This is a genomic window from Streptosporangium sp. NBC_01469 (genome assembly GCF_036227305.1).
Taxonomy (GTDB): domain Bacteria; phylum Actinomycetota; class Actinomycetes; order Streptosporangiales; family Streptosporangiaceae; genus Streptosporangium.
In genome coordinates, this window is the sequence record NZ_CP109465.1 from 2,306,265 (window position 1) to 2,322,677 (window position 16,413).

Here is a 16,413-nt window from a genome sequence, read left to right on the forward strand (position 1 = left end):
GCGCGCGGCAGATGACGGTGGATCACCGTGGACCGTCGGGTTCATCTGGCCGTTGAGGTCCGCGAGGTGGCGAACCTCAACCATCGGGCCTACCGGCTCGGCGAGGCCACCGTGTCGCCGCAGTTCAAGCGGGAACCGGAGGCGGTCGTCTACGCTCTGTGCATGATCCACCGAAGGTGAGAGGGGACTTCCATGGCGGAGGAACTGTCGAAGCTGACGGGCCTGCTGTACGAGATCGGGCTGCTCAAGCGATACAAGCGCACCGGCTGGTTGGTCGCGGGGGTACGGGACCCCGAGAGCATCGCCGACCACTCCTTCCGGACGGCGATCATCGCGAGTGTGATCACGGCGTTGGAAGGCGGCAACCCTGAGCGTGCGGCGTTCATGAGCCTGTTCCACGACACGCAGGAGACCCGCATCACCGACATCCCCTACCTCGGCAAGCTGTACCTGAAGGCTGCGCCGAACGAGGAGGTCACCGCCGACCAGGTGCGCGGTGTTCCGGAGCCGGTGGCGGAGATGGTGAGCGGCGCGGTCGGCGAGTACGAGGAGAAGACCAGTCTCGAAGCGGTCTGCGCCCGCGACGCCGACAAGCTGGAATGCCTGATCCAGGCCATCGAGTACCGCGAGCAGGGGCATCAGAACGTCCAGCCGTGGATCGACAGCTCACTCGCCGCGCTGAAGACGACGTCCGCGAAGCGCCTCGCGGACGAGGCGCTCAGCACGGGCTCGCTGGAATGGGTGAAACGCGTCCTGAACGGAGACTGAGACACCTGGCGCTCAGTTACGCGGGGGGAGTCCGGCAGATGCGTAAGCGCGATTGTGACGTCGGAGTAGGAGACGTGGCCGGTTGCCTCGGGCGGAGCCGTGCGATACCGGCCGGTACGGGCATCGTCGTGGTCGAAGTCACCCGCGGGGCTCATAATCAGTTTCGATTAAATCGGACGGTACTTCTCCGGAGAGAACGTGGTCCTGGAGAGACGGCGAGCTTGCTGTACTGACACGACGATTGCCGCGCTTACCGCCACTGCGGCCAGGAGGGCTCCCGCGGCGGTCAGCGTCAGGCCGTCCGGGTGGGCCAGGGCTTGGCCGCGCTGAGCCTGCCACAGCAGGAGGCCGATGACTCCGGCGTAGCCGAGCGCGGCGACGATCACGAGGGCGGTGCGGGTCGTCATGTCGTGCAGGACGGGGAAGCGGCGTGCGAGCAGCCGGAGTCCGACCGCGATCAGGGGGAGTGCCTGCAGGGCGTGCAGGCCGACGAAGTGCGCGACGCGGAGGTCGCCTGACTCGGTCGCCCATCCGGTGAGCGGCATGGTGGCGCCGCCGTCGAACCCGCCGATGGAGTGTGCCCCGATCGTGGTCGGTTCCAGCCCGTTCCTGAGCGCTTCCGCCTGGTCCGGGGTCGGACTGGTCATCAGGTAGCCGATCGACATGCCGCCGAGGGACAGTGCGATTCCGAGGGGAATCGCCCATGCCATCGCCCTGTCGAGCCGGCGCTGGAAGAGGAGGAAGACACCCACGGCGAAGGTCATCAGCCAGCCCAGGTAGGCCGCACCGCCCATGATCGCGAAGAGGGTCTCGTCCAGCGGCGTGGAGAAGTTGAAGTGGCTGCGTACACCGCGCGCAGCCTGAAAGGTGATGACCGCGATCTCTGGGAGGAGGAAGCCCAGGACGGCCACCGTGGCCAACCACCAGAGCGTTCGCCGCCATCGCTGGACTTTGCTGAGCATCCACGCCAGCGTGGCCGCGTACAGCGCGAAGGACACGGCGAACTTGAACGGCTTGAGCCAGACCGGCTCGCCGAGCACGGTGCGCTCGTCGATCACCATTCCGATGCCGCTGAACACGGTGAGTACGGTCATGCCCGCCGCGCACAACAGCAGCGGGCGGTGAGCGGTCATCAGGTTGCGGCGGGCTTCCTGGTGAGGGTGAGGGTGGGGGCGGGTGAGCAGGTTCGTCATGGTTGACAGCCTGTTGAACTGGGCCGACGCGAACCAGAGACATGGTCATCTATGGGATATGACCTCATCACGATCAGGACCTTTCGCTACATAACGCGTGTGGGTCCCAGTGCCGCCCGGAGGTCCGCCATCTCGTTGCCGAGAGTGCAAGGGGGTACCTTCTCAGCCAATGAGGCGTTTGCGCCAGTCGAGGGGGACAACGGTCATGGTCTGCCGGGGATCGCCGTTCCACTCCACCGAGAGGCCGGTTTCCCTGAGTGCGGCCACGATCTCTCGTCCGATGGACGCCGTCGTGTCTGATGAGCCGTCGAACCCGGAGTACAGGAGTGCCAGCCCATGTCCGGCCGCGGCTGAGTCCGTGCACTGGCCGTGGAAGTAGACATAGCCTCGAGCATCCGGTGAGCCCGCCTCTCTGATCTCTGCCTGACCGCACGTACGGCAGCAGGTGAAGTTCTCCCTCGCCGTGATGCCCGTGGCTTCCAGCGCGGTGAAGGCCCGGCTGAGCCGTTCCGGGTCCGTCTCCCCCTTCTAGGAGGCCTGTTCCTCGACTTGTTCCAGCCACATTCGGTCCACCAGCCGGCGCGCCTGTTCGGGGGAGACCGGGCGGCGGTCCCCTGACACGAGATACTCCTGTGCGATCTCGGTCAGTTGCGCCCGCGTCTCGTAACCGCCCACGATCACTTCGCGGACGCGCGCGTCGAGCTGCTTGCGTTCGTCCTCGTCAAGTTCGAGAGGAGGCGGAGGTTCGGGGAGGCCCAGGTCCAATGGGGTCCAGTTCAGCCCGGAGTCCCATTCTTCCTCCAGGCACGCCCAGCGGGTCATGGCCGTGATCATCGGCTCGGGCCTGTCGAGCACCGTATGAAAGTGCCGGTCGGGTGCTCCGTCGCGGTGTTCCAGCACATAGTCGCCCCCATCCTCGTGCCATACCTGAACGAAGACCTCGGGCAGGTCGGGAATCCGCTGCATGACCAGGAACCTGTCGCCCTGACCGCCCAGCCGGTTGACCAGTTCGGCGAGTTTCCCAGCGTTTGCCCGGACGTGCCGGTGACCGTCCTCTGTCAGTACGGTGATCGCGAACATACCCGTCACCCTGGCACAGGGCGCGGGCAGACGGCCAGCCCGGAGGGGAGGAGGCACCTGCCGGGCACGATCGACCGCAGCCCGACATCGAGACCTACCGGACACGACCTATCCGGTGGTGGGCCTGACCTCCGGCGAGGCGTAGACCTGCGGAGTCAGCCGGATCCCGGCTCAGGGTCGCTCGGAGTGTCCGGTCACGAAAGGGCGACCGCGGCCCGTGGCCGCGGTCGCCCGCTCCCGTCGAAACCGTCGGCCGTTACGGTTTGACCGGCTTCCGGTCGGTCCACTCGGCCTTGACGATCGCGTTCCAGTTGACGACGGTGCCCGGCTTCGCCCAGCCGTAGGTCCCGGCCGGGGCGACGGCCACGAACCGGTCCGTCAGCAGGATGCCGGTCTGCGGGTCGACGATGAGCTGCCGCTCGAACTCGCCGGTGGGCCACGTCTCGGCTCGGGCGACGCCCTGGCCCCTGCGATCCAGCGCGTCGGTCACCTCACCCAGCGACCGTACGCCGTCCAGCCCGGCGAGCACCTGGTAGGCCGCGGCCCGGACATCGGGCTTGACGGGCATGTCGCTCAGCAGGCCCGCGGTCACCTGGAAGAGCCAGGAGTCGGCATCCTGCGGGGCGTTGGACTCGGTGCCGTGCCCCTCGTACCCCTTGAGCAGGTACGCCTTCAGCTCGGCCGCGGTCGTGGGCAGAGCGTGGAGCTCGGCCACCGAGACGTTCTTGCCGGCCAGGTCGGCGACCTTGTCGCCCACGTTGATCGCGTTGCCGAAGGGCTTGCCGCCCTTGGCCTCGACGGCCAGGTGTGCCCTGGTGTCGGCGTTCTTGGTCACGGTCACCGTCCACCTGGTCGGCGAGCCGTCCTGCTTCCAGGCGGCCTCCGAGTCGGGCGCGGGTTTGGTGCCGAGGTTCTGGGACACCCACCAGCTTTCCCGCTTCGGCGAGCGGGCGATCCATGTCCGGCTGAGGCCCAGGCTGTTCACCGTGTAGTGCACCTTGGTGCCCACCTGCTGGGCGTTGCCGCTCGTGCTCTCGACGTACCAGTAGGCGCCGCTGCCCTGCCGGGCCTTGAGTGACGACTCGGCCGCGACGAGGAGGATCTGCTTGGCCGACAACCGCGTCACCGGCTGCTCGTCCCCGGCGACGGCCGGGGAGCTCGGGGCCGGTGTCGTGCCGCCGGTCGCGGTGATCGTCAGGGCCACGGCGGTGGCGGCGGCCACGCCCGCCAGGCCGAGCGCCCACCCGGGCCTGAGGACGCCGGTCTTGCGGGTCCGCGCCGGCCTGGCCTGAGACATGGCGTGGGAGAGCTCGGCGGCCCGGGTGTGCTCGTCGGCCGGGGTGTCGAGATGGTCCGGGCGGGCCGCCCGCAGTTGGTCCATCGGGTTCATGACCACTCCTCACTGAGATTGCGCACCCGGGTTCGGGGGCGGGCCGCCGGTGCCGACCTCATCACCTGGACCAGCCGTTTGCGGGCCCGATGGAGCCGCACCCGGAAGGCCGCGGCGGAACATCCGATGACGCGTGCCGCGTCGCGCGGTGTGAGCCCCTGCCAGGCCACCAGGATCAGCAGCTCGCGTTCGTCCTGGTTCAACGAGGCGAGCGCGGTCATGACGGCGAGGCGTTCGGCCACCTGATCGGCGTGGTCCTCCTCCGTCCACGCGCGCAGCTCGCCGGCGAGCGACTCGCGCCGGATCTCGGCGCGGATGTTGTCGCGCAGCACGTTGCGGGCCACGCCGAGCAGCCATGGCAGGGCGGGCTCCGGTATGTCGTCGAACCGCCGCCAGGCGATCGCGAACGTCTCGCTCACCACCTCGTCGGCGATCTGCCTGCCCGCCTGACTGACCACGTAGGCCCAGACCCGCTGTCGGCACTCGTCGTACATCGTGGTGAACCGCTGTGAGTCGTCCGTCACCGCCTGGCCCCCCCTTCGTCCCGGGTAATTGCTTCAACACCAGGAAGTGGGCCGAGACCCTCAAATGTTACAAACAACTACAAATCACCTCCTGATCCGGTGCCACAGGGACGCCCGCCGCGCGATGCCGGATCCTTCGGCACCGCGTGCGGCGGCATCCCGGCGTCCCGCGTCCGTTCGCGTACGGGGACGTGGTCGACGCGCCCGATCCTGTGGAGGATCTCGCCCGGCCCACGGTCCGCGGCCGGTGGAGACCTGTCGGTGAGCCGTGAAGACCTGTCGGTGAACCGCCGGTACGGCCCGCGCTCGTCGACGGGGATTAGGCTGAGCCCGTGACACCCAACGCTGAGCGGGGGACGGCGTTGCGCGCGGACGCCGCGCGCAACCGCGCCCGGGTGTTGCAGGTCGCCAGGGAGCAGTTGGCCAAAGGCGACGACTCGCTCATGCTGAACACCATCGCCCGGCTCGCGGGAGTGGGCGTCGGGACCGTGTACCGGCATTTCCCCAACCGGCACGCGCTGCTGGAAGCGCTGCTGGCGGAACGCTTCCAGCAGCTTGTCCGTGAGGCGCAGGCCGCGGCGGCCGACGAGGATTCGCTCGCGGGTCTGCATCGCCTTCTGCGTTTCGCTCTCGGACGCGCGCTGGACGACGCCGGGTTCGCGGCGGTGCTCGGATCCGCCAGCGACGCCGACGCGCAGACCTCGGCGATGAAGGCCGAGCTTGACCGTGCCGTCGCTGAACTGCTTGACCGTGCTCGCCGTGCGGGGGCCATCCGGCATGGCATCGAGGCGGACGATGTCCGCCGCCTGCTCTGCGGCATCGAGCACGCGGTCCGCTCCGGCGACGATGACGCCAAGTACGCGGAGATCTACCTCGACGTTCTCCTTGAGGGACTGCGCCCTCCGCGCTGACGGCGGTTCGGAACTCCCGGCCCGGAAGCATGTCCGGTCTTCCTAATCGGATAGCTATCCGCTTATGCTACGGTGCGACCCGAAAAGCGGATAGCTATCCGTTGATGACCGGCCGGCGAAGGGTGGGGCGATGGGAAAACGGGCTGTGGTGACGGCGGGGACCGGGGGAATCGGTCTGGAGACCGCGATGGGGCTGGCGGCGATCGGTCACGCGGTGACCGTGGTGGGCCGGAACGCCGAGCGGGGTGCCCGCGCGGTCGAGCGGATCGACGCGGTGGCGACCGGTCCGGAGGCGAGGTTCGTCGCCGCGGACCTCGCATCGCTCGGTGCCGTACGAGCGCTCGCCACCCGCCTCGCCGAGGAGGGGCCGTTGAACGTCCTGGTCAACAACGTCGGGGCGATGTTCGCGGACCGGCGACAGACGGTGGACGGGATCGAGGCGTCGTTCGCCGTGAACCACCTTTCCCCGTACCTGTTGACCGAACTGCTGCTGGAACCGCTCCGGGACGGAGGGCCAAGCCGGATCGTGAACGTCACCTCGGGCTCGGTCCGGGTCGCCAAACGCTCCTTCGGCGCCGTCGAGCCGCCGGGCGGCTACTACGGCTTCCACTGGTACGGCCGGGCGAAGCTCGCCAACCTCGCTTACACGCTGGATCTGGCGGAGCGGCTGCGAGGCACGGGCATCTCGGTCTTCGCGGCCGATCCTGGCGGCGCGGCCACCGAGATGACCGACGGCACCATGCGGTCACCCAGGATCGTCTCGCCGGGGCTGCGGCTGCTCTGGCCGCTGGTCCGGCGAACCTTCGAACGCGCCACGTCCGGCTCCGCGTCGGTGGCGGCACGGCCGTCGATCCTCGCCGCGGCCGACGCCTCACTCGACGGGCGGACCGGCCTGGTCATCGGGCCCGAGGCTCGTCCTGTCGCCCCCTTCGCCCCGGCCACCGACCCACGAACGGCCAAGGCCGTCCTGGGGCTCAGCCGGCGGTTGGCCCCGCTCACTCCGCCCGCGAGCGTGATCGCATGAAGTGACCCGGGACCTGGACGGCTACTGCGGCACCGGGGGCGAGGGAGGAATGAGCCGGCATCGACATCCATCCGAGGCCCGCGATCATTCCGCCGTGCTCGCAGCGCCGGCCGATATGACGGGCACGGGCGGTTCGCCGGTGAGAGTTCGCGCCGAACTCCTGCGTACGGGGATCTCCAGGACGGTGGCCTGCGCGCCGTCGGTGTCCACGAGGTGCTCCTCCACATTGGGGCCGGCGATGTCCATGTGGTGGCGGTCCAGCCAGCTGAACAGGTCCTGCCCGGCTTGGACGACGCCGGTGGCGGGCGGGACGACGGCGCGTACGACGGTGCGGGCGGGCAGGACGAGCTGCTCCCCGCCGAGGTCCGTGGTCACCGCCGCGGTGAACTCACCGGTCGGGGGCCGGCGCAGCCAGGTCAGCAGGGTCGCGGGCGGTGCCGGGCAGACGGTGGCCAGCCTGGCCGGGTGATCGAGGCGTAGGTGGCGTACGCGCAGGCGGCGCGGGCCCACCGTGGTCTGCCGGGGCAGGATCGACATCGGCGTCGCGAGGTGGTCCTCCGCGTGGGCCGCGGTCGTGGCCAGGGCGGTGATGTCACGCCGGATGCCCGTCAGGGTCTCGGCCACGGCCTGTCGCAGCTGCGCCTCGGGAGCCTCCAGCAGGTCGGCGATCTGACGCAGCGGCAGGCCGAGGCGCCGCAACGCGCGGATGCGTTCGAGCCGGGACAGCTCGGCCACGCCGTACCAGCGGTAGCCGGTGGCGTGGTCTGTCGCGGCGGGCATGAGCAGCCTGATTTTGTGGTAGTGGCGCAGGGTGCGTTCCGAGACGCCGGCCATGTGCGCCAGTTGTCCGATCCGCCACATCTCGACTCCTCATGCTTGACCTTGTCCCTGCGTCAGGGTCCTACCGTCACCGTCCATGACCGACTCGAACCCTGGAAACCGGCTTACCGGTGTACTGCTGCTGAGCTCGCTTATCGCCATGGTCGCCGGTGCGGCCGTCGTGGTGCCATCGGGGCTTACCCTGAATCCTTCCGATCCCGCCGTCGCGCTGGCCGCGGTGGGCGAGCATGTCGGGTTGCACCTGGCCGAGCTCGCCCTCGACGTGCTGGGCTGGCTGGCGCTGACCGCCGCGGGGCTGGTGATGGCCGCCGGTTCCGCCGGGGCGCCCAAGCCCTACCTGGTGGTGCTCGCCGGCGGGCTGCTGGCGGCCGCCGGGCTGGCGGGCCTGCTCCATGACGCCGGCAACCTGGCACTGACCCAGCTGACCGCCCTCCCCACGGGCGCCGCCGTGGCCGCGGCGGTACTTCTCACCGCCAAGTGGACGGTCAACCTGGCCGGGCTGCTGTGGGTCGCGGCCACCGTCGCCGCGGCGGCCGGTGTACCGATGCCCGGGGGGCTTCGCCGTGTCGGTGTGATCGCCGCGCTCCTGGGACTGGTGGCGGTCGCGCTTCCGTGGACGACCGGCGCCAGGGGGCCCTCGGTGGCGATGGAGCAGCTTGGGTACGCCCTTCACCTGCCGATCATCCTGTGGTACGGCGTACTGGGCCGGCGATTTCTACGTGACAGGTGACCAGGCGGTACGGCCGGGCCGGGTGGCCGAGCGTCTCGGCACGCCGGTCGATCACCTCACTCCGTGAGATCCCCGAGAGCGGGCGGGCCGCGTAAGCCCACAACCCGAACGGGGTGGGTCTCAAAGGAGGTTCTCGCGGGCGAGAAGCCCGTTTCGGGCGCCACGCGCTGATACTCGGGAAGTTCGGTTCCCAATTGGAATCGTGATATCCGACCGGAATTTCCCCGGTACTACCGGGATCCCGATTAGGCGAACGGACAAATTCCCATTACGCCGAAGCCCTGGTTTTGAGACGTGCCCGTGATCAAGGTTCGGCAGGATTTCCTTTCCGTATCAGGTTGAGAGGAAATTACTGTGAAGCGAGTGATCGCGTGCATCGCCGTGGCCACGGTCACCACATCCGTGGCCGTGTCACCTGTCCAGGCCGCCGCCGCGGATCCGGTCACGGTGTTGAAGAGCCGGTTCGCCGTGGGCAAGGGAGTGAAGTTCACCGACGTCACCACCCTGCTGGACTTCACGGGAAACACGTCCTTCCTCAGGCGCACCGGTTCCTTCCAGTTCGGCAGGGCCGGGATCGTCGCCTCCGACACCAGCGCGAAGCGCACCGCTGACGGGGCCGAGATTCCCCTCGGCGTCTCGTGGATAGTGGACAAGCCGGAGCGGACCATCAGGATCGGCACCACCAGCTATTACTCCGGCGGTGTCTGGGCGCCGCCGAAGGGCAAGACCTGGATCAAGCACCCGCACGGTATGAACGCCGGCTTCAGCGGCTGGTACAGCCAGCTGGTGAACGTGGCCGAGCCGGCGACCCTGAAGGCCCTGATCACGAAGGGGAAGCGGACGGGCCGCACCTACTCGGGCGCGATCAGCTTCGGCGCGCTTGAGAAGATCTCCCCCTGGATGCGGAACGTCAGCCTGACCAGGCTGTCCGGGGAGAGCAAGACCGCGGTGCTGCGCTTCAGGCTCACCTTGGGCTCCGACCAGCTTCCCCAGCGACTGGTCACTGTTTATCCGGGGAGTACCCACGTCAGTGCGGCGGTGGGGGAGGACAGGCAGCTCAGCGTCGAGACCCGTTACACCGGGTGGGGGAGCCGGGTGACCGTCAAGGCGCCCCCGGCGAGCAAGGTGGAGAACATGGGAAACCGGGAGCCGACCGTCCGCGGCGGCGGCCGGGGTTAGGCCCGGGAACGCGCCGCCGCCGGGCCAGGGATCGTGGCCGCCCCTGCCCGGCCTACGGGGTGGGGCGGTCACGCCCGGGGTGGCCGATCCCGGTCCTGGAGGCGGGCGCCCCGTGGTTATCTCCTCGGGCCGGTCAGGCCACCTTGGACGCCGGAGCCTTGAAGGTGTTGCAGGCGCCGGGGGACTGGGCGTCGAAACCGCGCCGCATCCAGTGGATCCGGTTCTTCGTCGTACCGTTTCCCTTGACGCTGCTCTCCACCGAGCGCCGGTCGATGAGGTAGTCGTAGCCGTGCTCCTTGGTGTGGCCCAGGGAGTCCCAGACGCTCCCGAGGAAGGCGCCGGTGAAGCAGATGTTCTGCAGCGCGACCTTGCTGCTCAGGGCGAGAGCCCCGGTCCTGGACAGCTTCTTCGCGGCTCTGGCCTCCTGGGCGAGAACGCCGATCAGCCGCTGGACATGGTAGCCGTATCCGATGGACAGGCTTTCGAGCATCTCCGGCGAGTCGAGCTCACCCGTTATGCCGTACTCGGTGACCATCAGGTAGACGGTCCTGTTTTTCTGGCAGTACAGGCCGAACGTGTCGCCCGGACGGTAGACACCGCAGGCGGTCTTGATCCGGTCTCCGTAAGCGACCGTGACCTTCGGTTTACTGAACGGGATCCCGGCCTTTTTCAACTGTGTCTGCCATGCTCTGCCGAGGCAGGCCGCCATGTTGTCGGCATAAATCTGGACGGACTCGATATCGCCGCCCCGGATGGTCGGCTCCTCGCAGGTCTTGGGCACGAACTTGCCGGCCTTGTAGACCGGGTTTCCGGTCAAGGCGGCGGTGCCGGTCGGTACGGGTCCTGTCGAGTCCGCGCTCGCGGTTCCGATGAGGGACGTGCTCATGAGCGCGCCGATCGCCAACGCCACAAAAAGGGTACGCATGCCAGCGAACCCTACTAACCTCGGGCTTTCGCCTGGGCTGCGGGGAATCAGATCGTTTACATAAGAAAAGTGCTCTCTGAACTGGGAGGATAGGACTTGTCGAAGGACCTGTCCGCGCCGAGTTCCGGAGCACTTTTCCCGTGCACACTACCGCTTCCAGCCACAAGATCGTCGTGTCACCGGACGGCCGGGGAATCCTCAGCCAGGCCGGTGGGCTGCTGCTGGTCGAGACCCTGCGGGTCAGCGGCCTGCAGCGCGGGTTGTCACAAGCCCTGTCCCGATGGCGCAAGCCCCGGGCGGTCCATGACCCGGGAAAGACCATCACCGATCTGGCGGTCACGCTCGCACTGGGCGGGGATTGCCTGTCCGATGTGGCGGTGCTGCGCTCCTCCCCGGAATTGTTCGGGCCGGTGGCCTCCGACCCGACGATCTCCCGCCTGGTCACCACGCTGGCCGAGGCTGGGCCGAAAGCATTACGCCTGATCCGCGCGGCGCGGGCGGCAGCACGGGAACGGGTCTGGAGACTCGCCGCAGAACACGCTCCGGGCGCGAACGGCGCGCTGATCCCGGTGGACCTGGACGCCACCATCGTGATCGCGCATTCGGAGAAGGAATCGGCGGCGCCGACCTGGAAGAAGAGTTTCGGGTTCCACCCGATGACCGCGTTCGTCGACCACGGCCCGGGCGGGACCGGTGAGGCCGCGGCGCTGCTGCTGCGCGGCGGGAACGCCGGCTCCAACACCGCGCAAGACCACATCACCGCAGGACGCCTGGCCCTGGCTCAGGTGCCCGCCCATCTGCACAAACAGGTTCTTATCCGCACCGACTGCGGGGGCGGCACCCGCGAGTTCCTCACCTGGGTGAGCGCCCGCCGCCTGAAGTACTCGATCGGGTTCACCCTGACCGAGGACATCTGCGCGGCGATCCTGGCCTTGCCGAAGGACATGTGGGAGGTCGCCTACGACGCGGGCGGGCAGGTCCGGGACGGGGCGTGGGTGGCGGAGCTGACCGGGCTGCTGGACCTTTCCTCCTGGCCGAAGGGGATGCGGGTCATCGTCCGCAAGGAGCGCCCGCATCCGGGCGCGCAGTTGCGGTTCACCGATATCGACGGGCACCGCTTCACGTGTTTCGTCACCGGCACCCGGCCCGGCGGCGGGCGTGGCCAGCTCGCCGATCTGGAGTTGCGGCATCGGCGGCGGGCCCGCTGCGAGGACCGGATCCGGGCGGCCAAGGACACCGGCCTGCGTAATCTGCCGCTGCACGGGTTCGCCGCCAACCAGGTCTGGCTTGAGCTGGTCGCTCTGGCCTGTGAGCTGACCGCCTGGACTCAGTTACTGGCTCTCCAGGGTGACCCGGCTCGCCGGTGGGAACCCAAACGGCTGCGCCTGCGCCTGTTCTCGGTCGCCGGACGCCTGGTCAGAGGCGGCAGAAGAGTACGGCTCCGCTTGGCCGGGCGATGGCGTTGGGCTGGTCTGATCACCGTTGCGGTCACGCGCCTGCAGACCCTGCCCGCACCCTGACCAACGCCGACTCGTCCCGATAACCCCAGGAAGGAGCACAGGCCCGGGCTCGTGGAACCCCGCCCACCCGACGCGAAAGTCGGGCCGCCGGGCTGACAGGCGACTGAAAAGCATCAGTTGGTCGGCTCGCTACGCGACCCGACCAACATCACGAAACATCGAGGCTAAGAAACCATAAAGTCGGTCTTTCGTGGTGATATGTGTACTTTTCCGCCGAGAATCCTGATCCGCTTCATTTCGAACAAGCCGCGGGAAGTCATCACGGGCCGGCGGGTAACCACTCGGATCAGGGCCCTTGATCGCCCAATGTGTCCGGTGTCCGTGGTTCACCTGTCACGTCTCCAGAGCTTGCCCGTCGCCAGTTCGAGGTAGTAGACACGTTCGCTCTGGTAGCCGCGGACCAGGAAGGGGCCCTCCTTCGACCAGCCGAGGCCGATCTCAAGGAAGTCGTCGCCGGGGAACGTGGGAGTGACCTTGGACAGGCGCCTGCCGGTCTCCGGGGCGAAGGTCTCGACACTCATCTCACGGCCCCGGATGGCCACGAAACGCCTTCCGTCCTGCCGGAGGTGGTACGTGTCCTCGGGAGCGTCGTCCTCGATCTTCCTGAGGGGAAGGTCCATTCGTGTCCTTCCCCGATGGTCGAGCACGAGCACCTCGGAGGCCGTCGTGACCACGATCCCGCTCTTGTTGAGGTCGTGGACCTTTCGAACACCGGGGACCGACACCGTGGTCCAGGTCCTGGTGTCGGTGATCCGCGTGCCGTCCCTGGTCAGGGTGACGTACCTGCTCTGGCCGGCGAACGTGGGCGTGGGCACCTCGGTGTCGGCCAGGGGGCCGGTGAGATGGCGGATGCCGTCGGTGTCCTGGTACACCATGCGGCGATCGTGCCTGTCCAGATAGACGACGGCCTTCTTGTCGGGGCTGCGCACGAACGGCGCCCGCTCGGGTGCTCCGCCCTTCCTGATGACGTACGGCGCGGCCTGCGGAAACGGCTCCCCGTTCACCAGCCACGACCGGCAGGGGCTGTCCACCTCGTCGATCCACGGACAGGTGGGCCCCTTGTATTCGTCCACCGTCGTGAACTCGGCCGTCTGCTTCGGGAACGGCCTGGGCATCGAGTATTCGGACAGTTCCCGCTGTGGCGGCTGCCAGGGCGTGAGCAGCGCGCCCGACAGCACGATCGCGGTTCCCGCGAGGTAGAGGTTTCGTGTCGACCATCGGCGGATGGCCGGCTCGGCCCGGGTCGTGTCGTCCGATCCCTCGGATGTCGGCTCGGCGGCCAGGTTCCGGGCGGCGAGCGGTACGGCCGCGGCCACGATGATCACGATGACGGCATGGGCCAGCCGCGTCGGGGTGGCCCCCCTGTCGATCAGCAGATAACCGCATGCCATCACGGAGCCGCCCAAACCGAGCAACCATGCTCCTCGGTAGATCTTCGCGTCGTCATGGGCATGCGGCACCCGGGCCGGTAACCGTACGGCGCGGAAGACGGAAACGGCGCACCAACCCAGGACCAGATAGAACGGGTCGTCGGTCAGGAAGGCCAAGGGGACGGCGACGGTGAGGGCGATCAGCCGCCATCGGCGCAGGCCGGTGAAATGGTCGATGACCTGGCGGGCGTTGGCCATTGTGACGGAAAGGCCAATCAGTGTGGCGAACCTGGTGAGCCGTTCCGATGTGATCGGCACGGCCGCTGCCAGCACGGTTATCACCGCGGCCAACCAGAAAATCATCGAAGGTATCGTCACGAGATATCACCGTATATGGTTTTACATCATGACTTCAGGCGACATATGGCAGCAATTCGGCGTCGCCACCTGGCGTGCCGGGCGTGCGCGGTCGCTGTTACGGATTGCGGTGCCCGGTTTCCTGACGCTGACGGTCGTCGCGGCGGTTCTGTGGTGGTCGGGAGCGATAACCCCGCATATCCGGTGGAGCACCAATGCTTTCTTCCTCCACGCGGAGGTGGACAAGAATGGCGTCCTGTCCACCACCGTGGATATCGAGGTTGAAAACGACGGGCCGGTCCCCTTCACCCTCACCGGTGTCTCGGCGAAGATACCGGGGATTCTCCTGCTGCCCGCCGACGAGGAGAAAAAGGTACGTTCCCCGCTCACCGTGGCGAGCGGTGGTGTGAAGACCCTGAAGAGGCGCGTTGTCATCACCGACTGCGCGGCGGTGCCACACGAGCCCCAGCCGGTCGAATTCACCTACAGAACCTGGATGGGCTCGGGATCGGTGGAGGTGATGGGGGACTCATGGGAGCTGACAGGACCCGGAGAGAGGCTGCAGGTCGCCTGGCAGCGAGGTCTCGCCACCGAGGTCTGCAATGACGCGGTGAGCCCGGAGTGGCCCTGACGGCCGGCTCATCCATGGACAACGACAAACCTGGGAGGTTGTGACGCGTGCTGCCCGTCACGAAGATCGCCACCGGTTTCCTCTTCGCCTTCTGCGCCTTCCGTCTCAACGGCCTCGACCTGCTGTTCGACCCCGTCGGATGGTTCCTGTGCGTGTCCGGACTGTCCCAGCTGCAGCGGTCCGCCGACGACCCCTTCGGCCGGGCCAGGTCCTTCGCCGTCGCGACGCTCTGCGCCTCGCTCGCCGCCATGGTCGTCTCCGGCGCGCCCTCGAACGGTCTCCTGACGCTCTCCCCCGTCGAGCACGGGATCGGCATCGCCAACACAGCCGGTGCCCTGATCACCGTCTGGCTGTCCGCCGACGCCGTCATCAGGCAGATCCGTCCCCGCGGAGACATCTCCAGGGTCGCCCTCCTCGACGTGCTGCGCTGGGCCGTCGTCAGCCTGGGAGTGCTCGGCATGCTGGTCGGGTACGGCTACGCCGACCTGGGACCTGTCCTGCCCGTCGTCTGGTTCGCGGCCGTCCTGGCCCTGATCGTCGTGCTCTACCGCTCGGCCCACCTGCCGTGCCTCTCCCCGATATGGGGGCCCGTGGTGATTTAGGCACGCGTGATTTTGTCCGTGGGCAGGCCGCGAGTGGATCAATGGCGGCATTCGACGCGGACGGCCTGGAAACGACACATAGACACGTCCTACGCGCGGTTTTCCCCTTCAGTCGGGGCGGTGCCACGGGACGAGACGCCATCCCCCCGCGGAGGCGTACCGGCCCGGTGTCCCGGGCCGCCCGCGGGAGGTGATCGTCGTGCGTGCGGCGGGGGCGGTGTCTCAGACCGTGATGACGACCTTTCCCGGCGAGTGCCCCTCTTCCTGGTATCGGACGGCCGTCCGGATCTCCTCGAACGGGTAGCCCCGGTCGATGACCGGGGTGACCTTCCCGGCCTCGATGAGCTCGGTCAGCGTCATCAGGTTCCGTTTCTTCTCCGCGCATCCGACCGCGTCCGCCCTGGCCGTCCTCTGGGACACGAAGGGCGAGGCCGCGAACGCCGAGAACATGTGACCGACGGGGCGCAGCCATCGGCCGCCCGGTCCGCCGACGATGACGTAGGTCCCCTTGGGAGTCAACGCCCGACGGCACGCCGACGCCGGGCGGCCTCCCGCGATGTCCAGCAGGAGATCGTAGCGCTGCCCGTTCCGGGTGAAGTCCTCCTTGGTGTAGTCGATGACCTCGTCCGCGCCGATCGATCGGACCAGGTCCACGTTCCTCGGACCGCAGACGCCGGTGACCTTCGCGCCGAACGCCCGGGCGAGCTGTACCGCGAACGTCCCCACACCTCCCGAGGCCCCGTTGACGAGGACCCGCTGCCCCGGCTGGATCCGTCCCTCGTCGCGCAGGCCCAGCAGGGCGGTGACGGCCGCCATCGGTACCGCCGCCGCCTGCTCGTACGACAGGTTCTTCGGTTTCGGCGCCAGCTCGTCCTGCCCGACGCACACGTACTCGGCGAAGCCGCCCTGCTTGAGCAGCGCGAACACCTCGTCACCGGGGCGGAAACCCGTCACGTTCCTGCCGACGGCCTCGACCTGCCCCGCCATGTCGGCACCCAGGATGCTGATCCTCGGCTTGCGCAGCCCGAGGCCGCCCATCAGGCGAGCGACGTACGGCTCGCCTCTCATGTGGTGCCAGTCGTAGGGCTGGACGGAGGTGGCGCGGACCCGGACGAGTATCTCCTCGTCGCCGGGAACGGGTTTGTCGATGTCCGTCAGATCGAGGACGTCAGGTGAGCCGTACGAGCGCAGGACGAACGCTTTCAACGCATTCTCCTCATCCATCGCGGGTGGGTACGGGACCGCCGGGAGCGTCCGGGAGCTCGTACTCGCGGACCGACGTCGTGGCCGGCGTCGGTGAGTCGGAGGCGCCGGCCGGATGGCGTCGAGCGCGTGTCTCGTGCCACGAAAATCAATGTAGAAGAGCTCC

At 68.2% G+C, this 16,413-nt stretch carries 16 protein-coding genes and 1 pseudogene; 9 read left to right on the forward strand and 8 right to left on the reverse strand.

The genetic code is table 11. The annotated features are described in order from the left end of the window. Positions 1-27: 27 nt before the first annotated feature. Together OG587_RS10470 and OG587_RS10475 are read left to right on the forward strand one after the other, a co-directional pair. A complete protein-coding gene (locus tag OG587_RS10470) occupies positions 28-180 on the forward strand; it encodes a hypothetical protein (RefSeq protein ID WP_329089143.1) in 153 nt (50 codons plus the stop codon). 12 nt (positions 181-192) lie between these two features. Then, positions 193-768, forward strand: a complete 576-nt coding sequence (locus OG587_RS10475; protein WP_329089145.1) for an HD domain-containing protein — start codon at positions 193-195, stop codon at positions 766-768. Between the two features lie 167 nt (positions 769-935). On the opposite strand, the gene OG587_RS10480 is transcribed toward OG587_RS10475, so the two are convergent. The 4 genes and pseudogenes from OG587_RS10480 to OG587_RS10495 form a co-directional block, all read right to left on the reverse strand. Beyond that, positions 936-1,961, reverse strand: coding sequence for a hypothetical protein (locus OG587_RS10480; RefSeq protein ID WP_329089147.1), 1,026 nt, complete (start codon positions 1,959-1,961; stop codon positions 936-938). Between the two features lie 162 nt (positions 1,962-2,123). Further along, positions 2,124-3,041, reverse strand: a pseudogene (locus OG587_RS47120) (DUF6891 domain-containing protein). 256 nt (positions 3,042-3,297) lie between these two features. Further along, on the reverse strand, positions 3,298-4,431 hold the full coding sequence (locus OG587_RS10490) for a CU044_5270 family protein (protein WP_329089151.1): 1,134 nt from the start codon (positions 4,429-4,431) through the stop codon (positions 3,298-3,300). Then, complete coding sequence (locus OG587_RS10495) at positions 4,428-4,955, reverse strand: RNA polymerase sigma factor (protein ID WP_329089153.1); 528 nt, start codon at positions 4,953-4,955, stop codon at positions 4,428-4,430. Before OG587_RS10495 ends, OG587_RS10490 begins: the two co-directional genes overlap by 4 nt. A 332-nt stretch (positions 4,956-5,287) precedes the next feature. On the opposite strand from OG587_RS10495, the gene OG587_RS10500 reads away from it, so the two are divergent. Both OG587_RS10500 and OG587_RS10505 read left to right on the forward strand, forming a co-directional pair. After that, positions 5,288-5,866, forward strand: a complete 579-nt coding sequence (locus OG587_RS10500; RefSeq protein ID WP_329089155.1) for a TetR/AcrR family transcriptional regulator — start codon at positions 5,288-5,290, stop codon at positions 5,864-5,866. 130 nt (positions 5,867-5,996) lie between these two features. Next, complete coding sequence (locus OG587_RS10505) at positions 5,997-6,890, forward strand: SDR family NAD(P)-dependent oxidoreductase (RefSeq protein WP_329089157.1); 894 nt, start codon at positions 5,997-5,999, stop codon at positions 6,888-6,890. An 84-nt stretch (positions 6,891-6,974) separates the two neighbouring features. Here OG587_RS10505 and OG587_RS10510 read toward each other — a convergent pair whose 3' ends face one another. Beyond that, the gene (locus OG587_RS10510) at positions 6,975-7,751 is read right to left on the reverse strand and encodes a MerR family transcriptional regulator (protein WP_329089159.1); all 777 of its coding nucleotides are present in this window, start codon (positions 7,749-7,751) and stop codon (positions 6,975-6,977) included. Between the two features lie 55 nt (positions 7,752-7,806). On the opposite strand from OG587_RS10510, the gene OG587_RS10515 reads away from it, so the two are divergent. Both OG587_RS10515 and OG587_RS10520 read left to right on the forward strand, forming a co-directional pair. Next, entirely contained in the window at positions 7,807-8,460 is a 654-nt protein-coding gene (locus OG587_RS10515; RefSeq protein WP_329089160.1) for a hypothetical protein, read from the forward strand. 354 nt (positions 8,461-8,814) lie between these two features. After that, positions 8,815-9,639 (forward strand): hypothetical protein, encoded by an 825-nt coding sequence (locus tag OG587_RS10520; protein ID WP_329089161.1) that lies wholly within the window; start codon positions 8,815-8,817, stop codon positions 9,637-9,639. 133 nt (positions 9,640-9,772) lie between these two features. Here OG587_RS10520 and OG587_RS10525 read toward each other — a convergent pair whose 3' ends face one another. After that, positions 9,773-10,564 (reverse strand): neutral zinc metallopeptidase, encoded by a 792-nt coding sequence (locus tag OG587_RS10525; protein WP_329089162.1) that lies wholly within the window; start codon positions 10,562-10,564, stop codon positions 9,773-9,775. A 140-nt stretch (positions 10,565-10,704) separates the two neighbouring features. On the opposite strand from OG587_RS10525, the gene OG587_RS10530 reads away from it, so the two are divergent. Further along, entirely contained in the window at positions 10,705-12,084 is a 1,380-nt protein-coding gene (locus OG587_RS10530; protein ID WP_329089163.1) for an IS1380 family transposase, read from the forward strand. A gap of 326 nt (positions 12,085-12,410) precedes the next feature. On the opposite strand, the gene OG587_RS10535 is transcribed toward OG587_RS10530, so the two are convergent. Continuing rightward, positions 12,411-13,712 carry a hypothetical protein gene (locus tag OG587_RS10535; protein WP_329089164.1) on the reverse strand — a complete coding sequence of 434 codons (1,302 nt, stop codon included), beginning with the start codon at positions 13,710-13,712 and terminating at the stop codon, positions 12,411-12,413. Positions 13,713-13,734: 22 nt separating this feature from the next. Between OG587_RS10535 and OG587_RS10540 the strand changes: the two genes are divergently transcribed. Further along, complete coding sequence (locus OG587_RS10540; protein WP_329089165.1) at positions 13,735-14,442, forward strand: hypothetical protein; 708 nt, start codon at positions 13,735-13,737, stop codon at positions 14,440-14,442. Between the two features lie 47 nt (positions 14,443-14,489). Then, positions 14,490-15,044, forward strand: a complete 555-nt coding sequence (locus tag OG587_RS10545) for a hypothetical protein (RefSeq protein ID WP_329089166.1) — start codon at positions 14,490-14,492, stop codon at positions 15,042-15,044. Positions 15,045-15,266: 222 nt separating this feature from the next. Here the strand turns inward: OG587_RS10545 and OG587_RS10550 are convergent, their stop codons facing one another. Beyond that, positions 15,267-16,268 carry an NAD(P)-dependent alcohol dehydrogenase gene (locus OG587_RS10550; RefSeq protein ID WP_329089167.1) on the reverse strand — a complete coding sequence of 334 codons (1,002 nt, stop codon included), beginning with the start codon at positions 16,266-16,268 and terminating at the stop codon, positions 15,267-15,269. Positions 16,269-16,413: the final 145 nt, after the last annotated feature.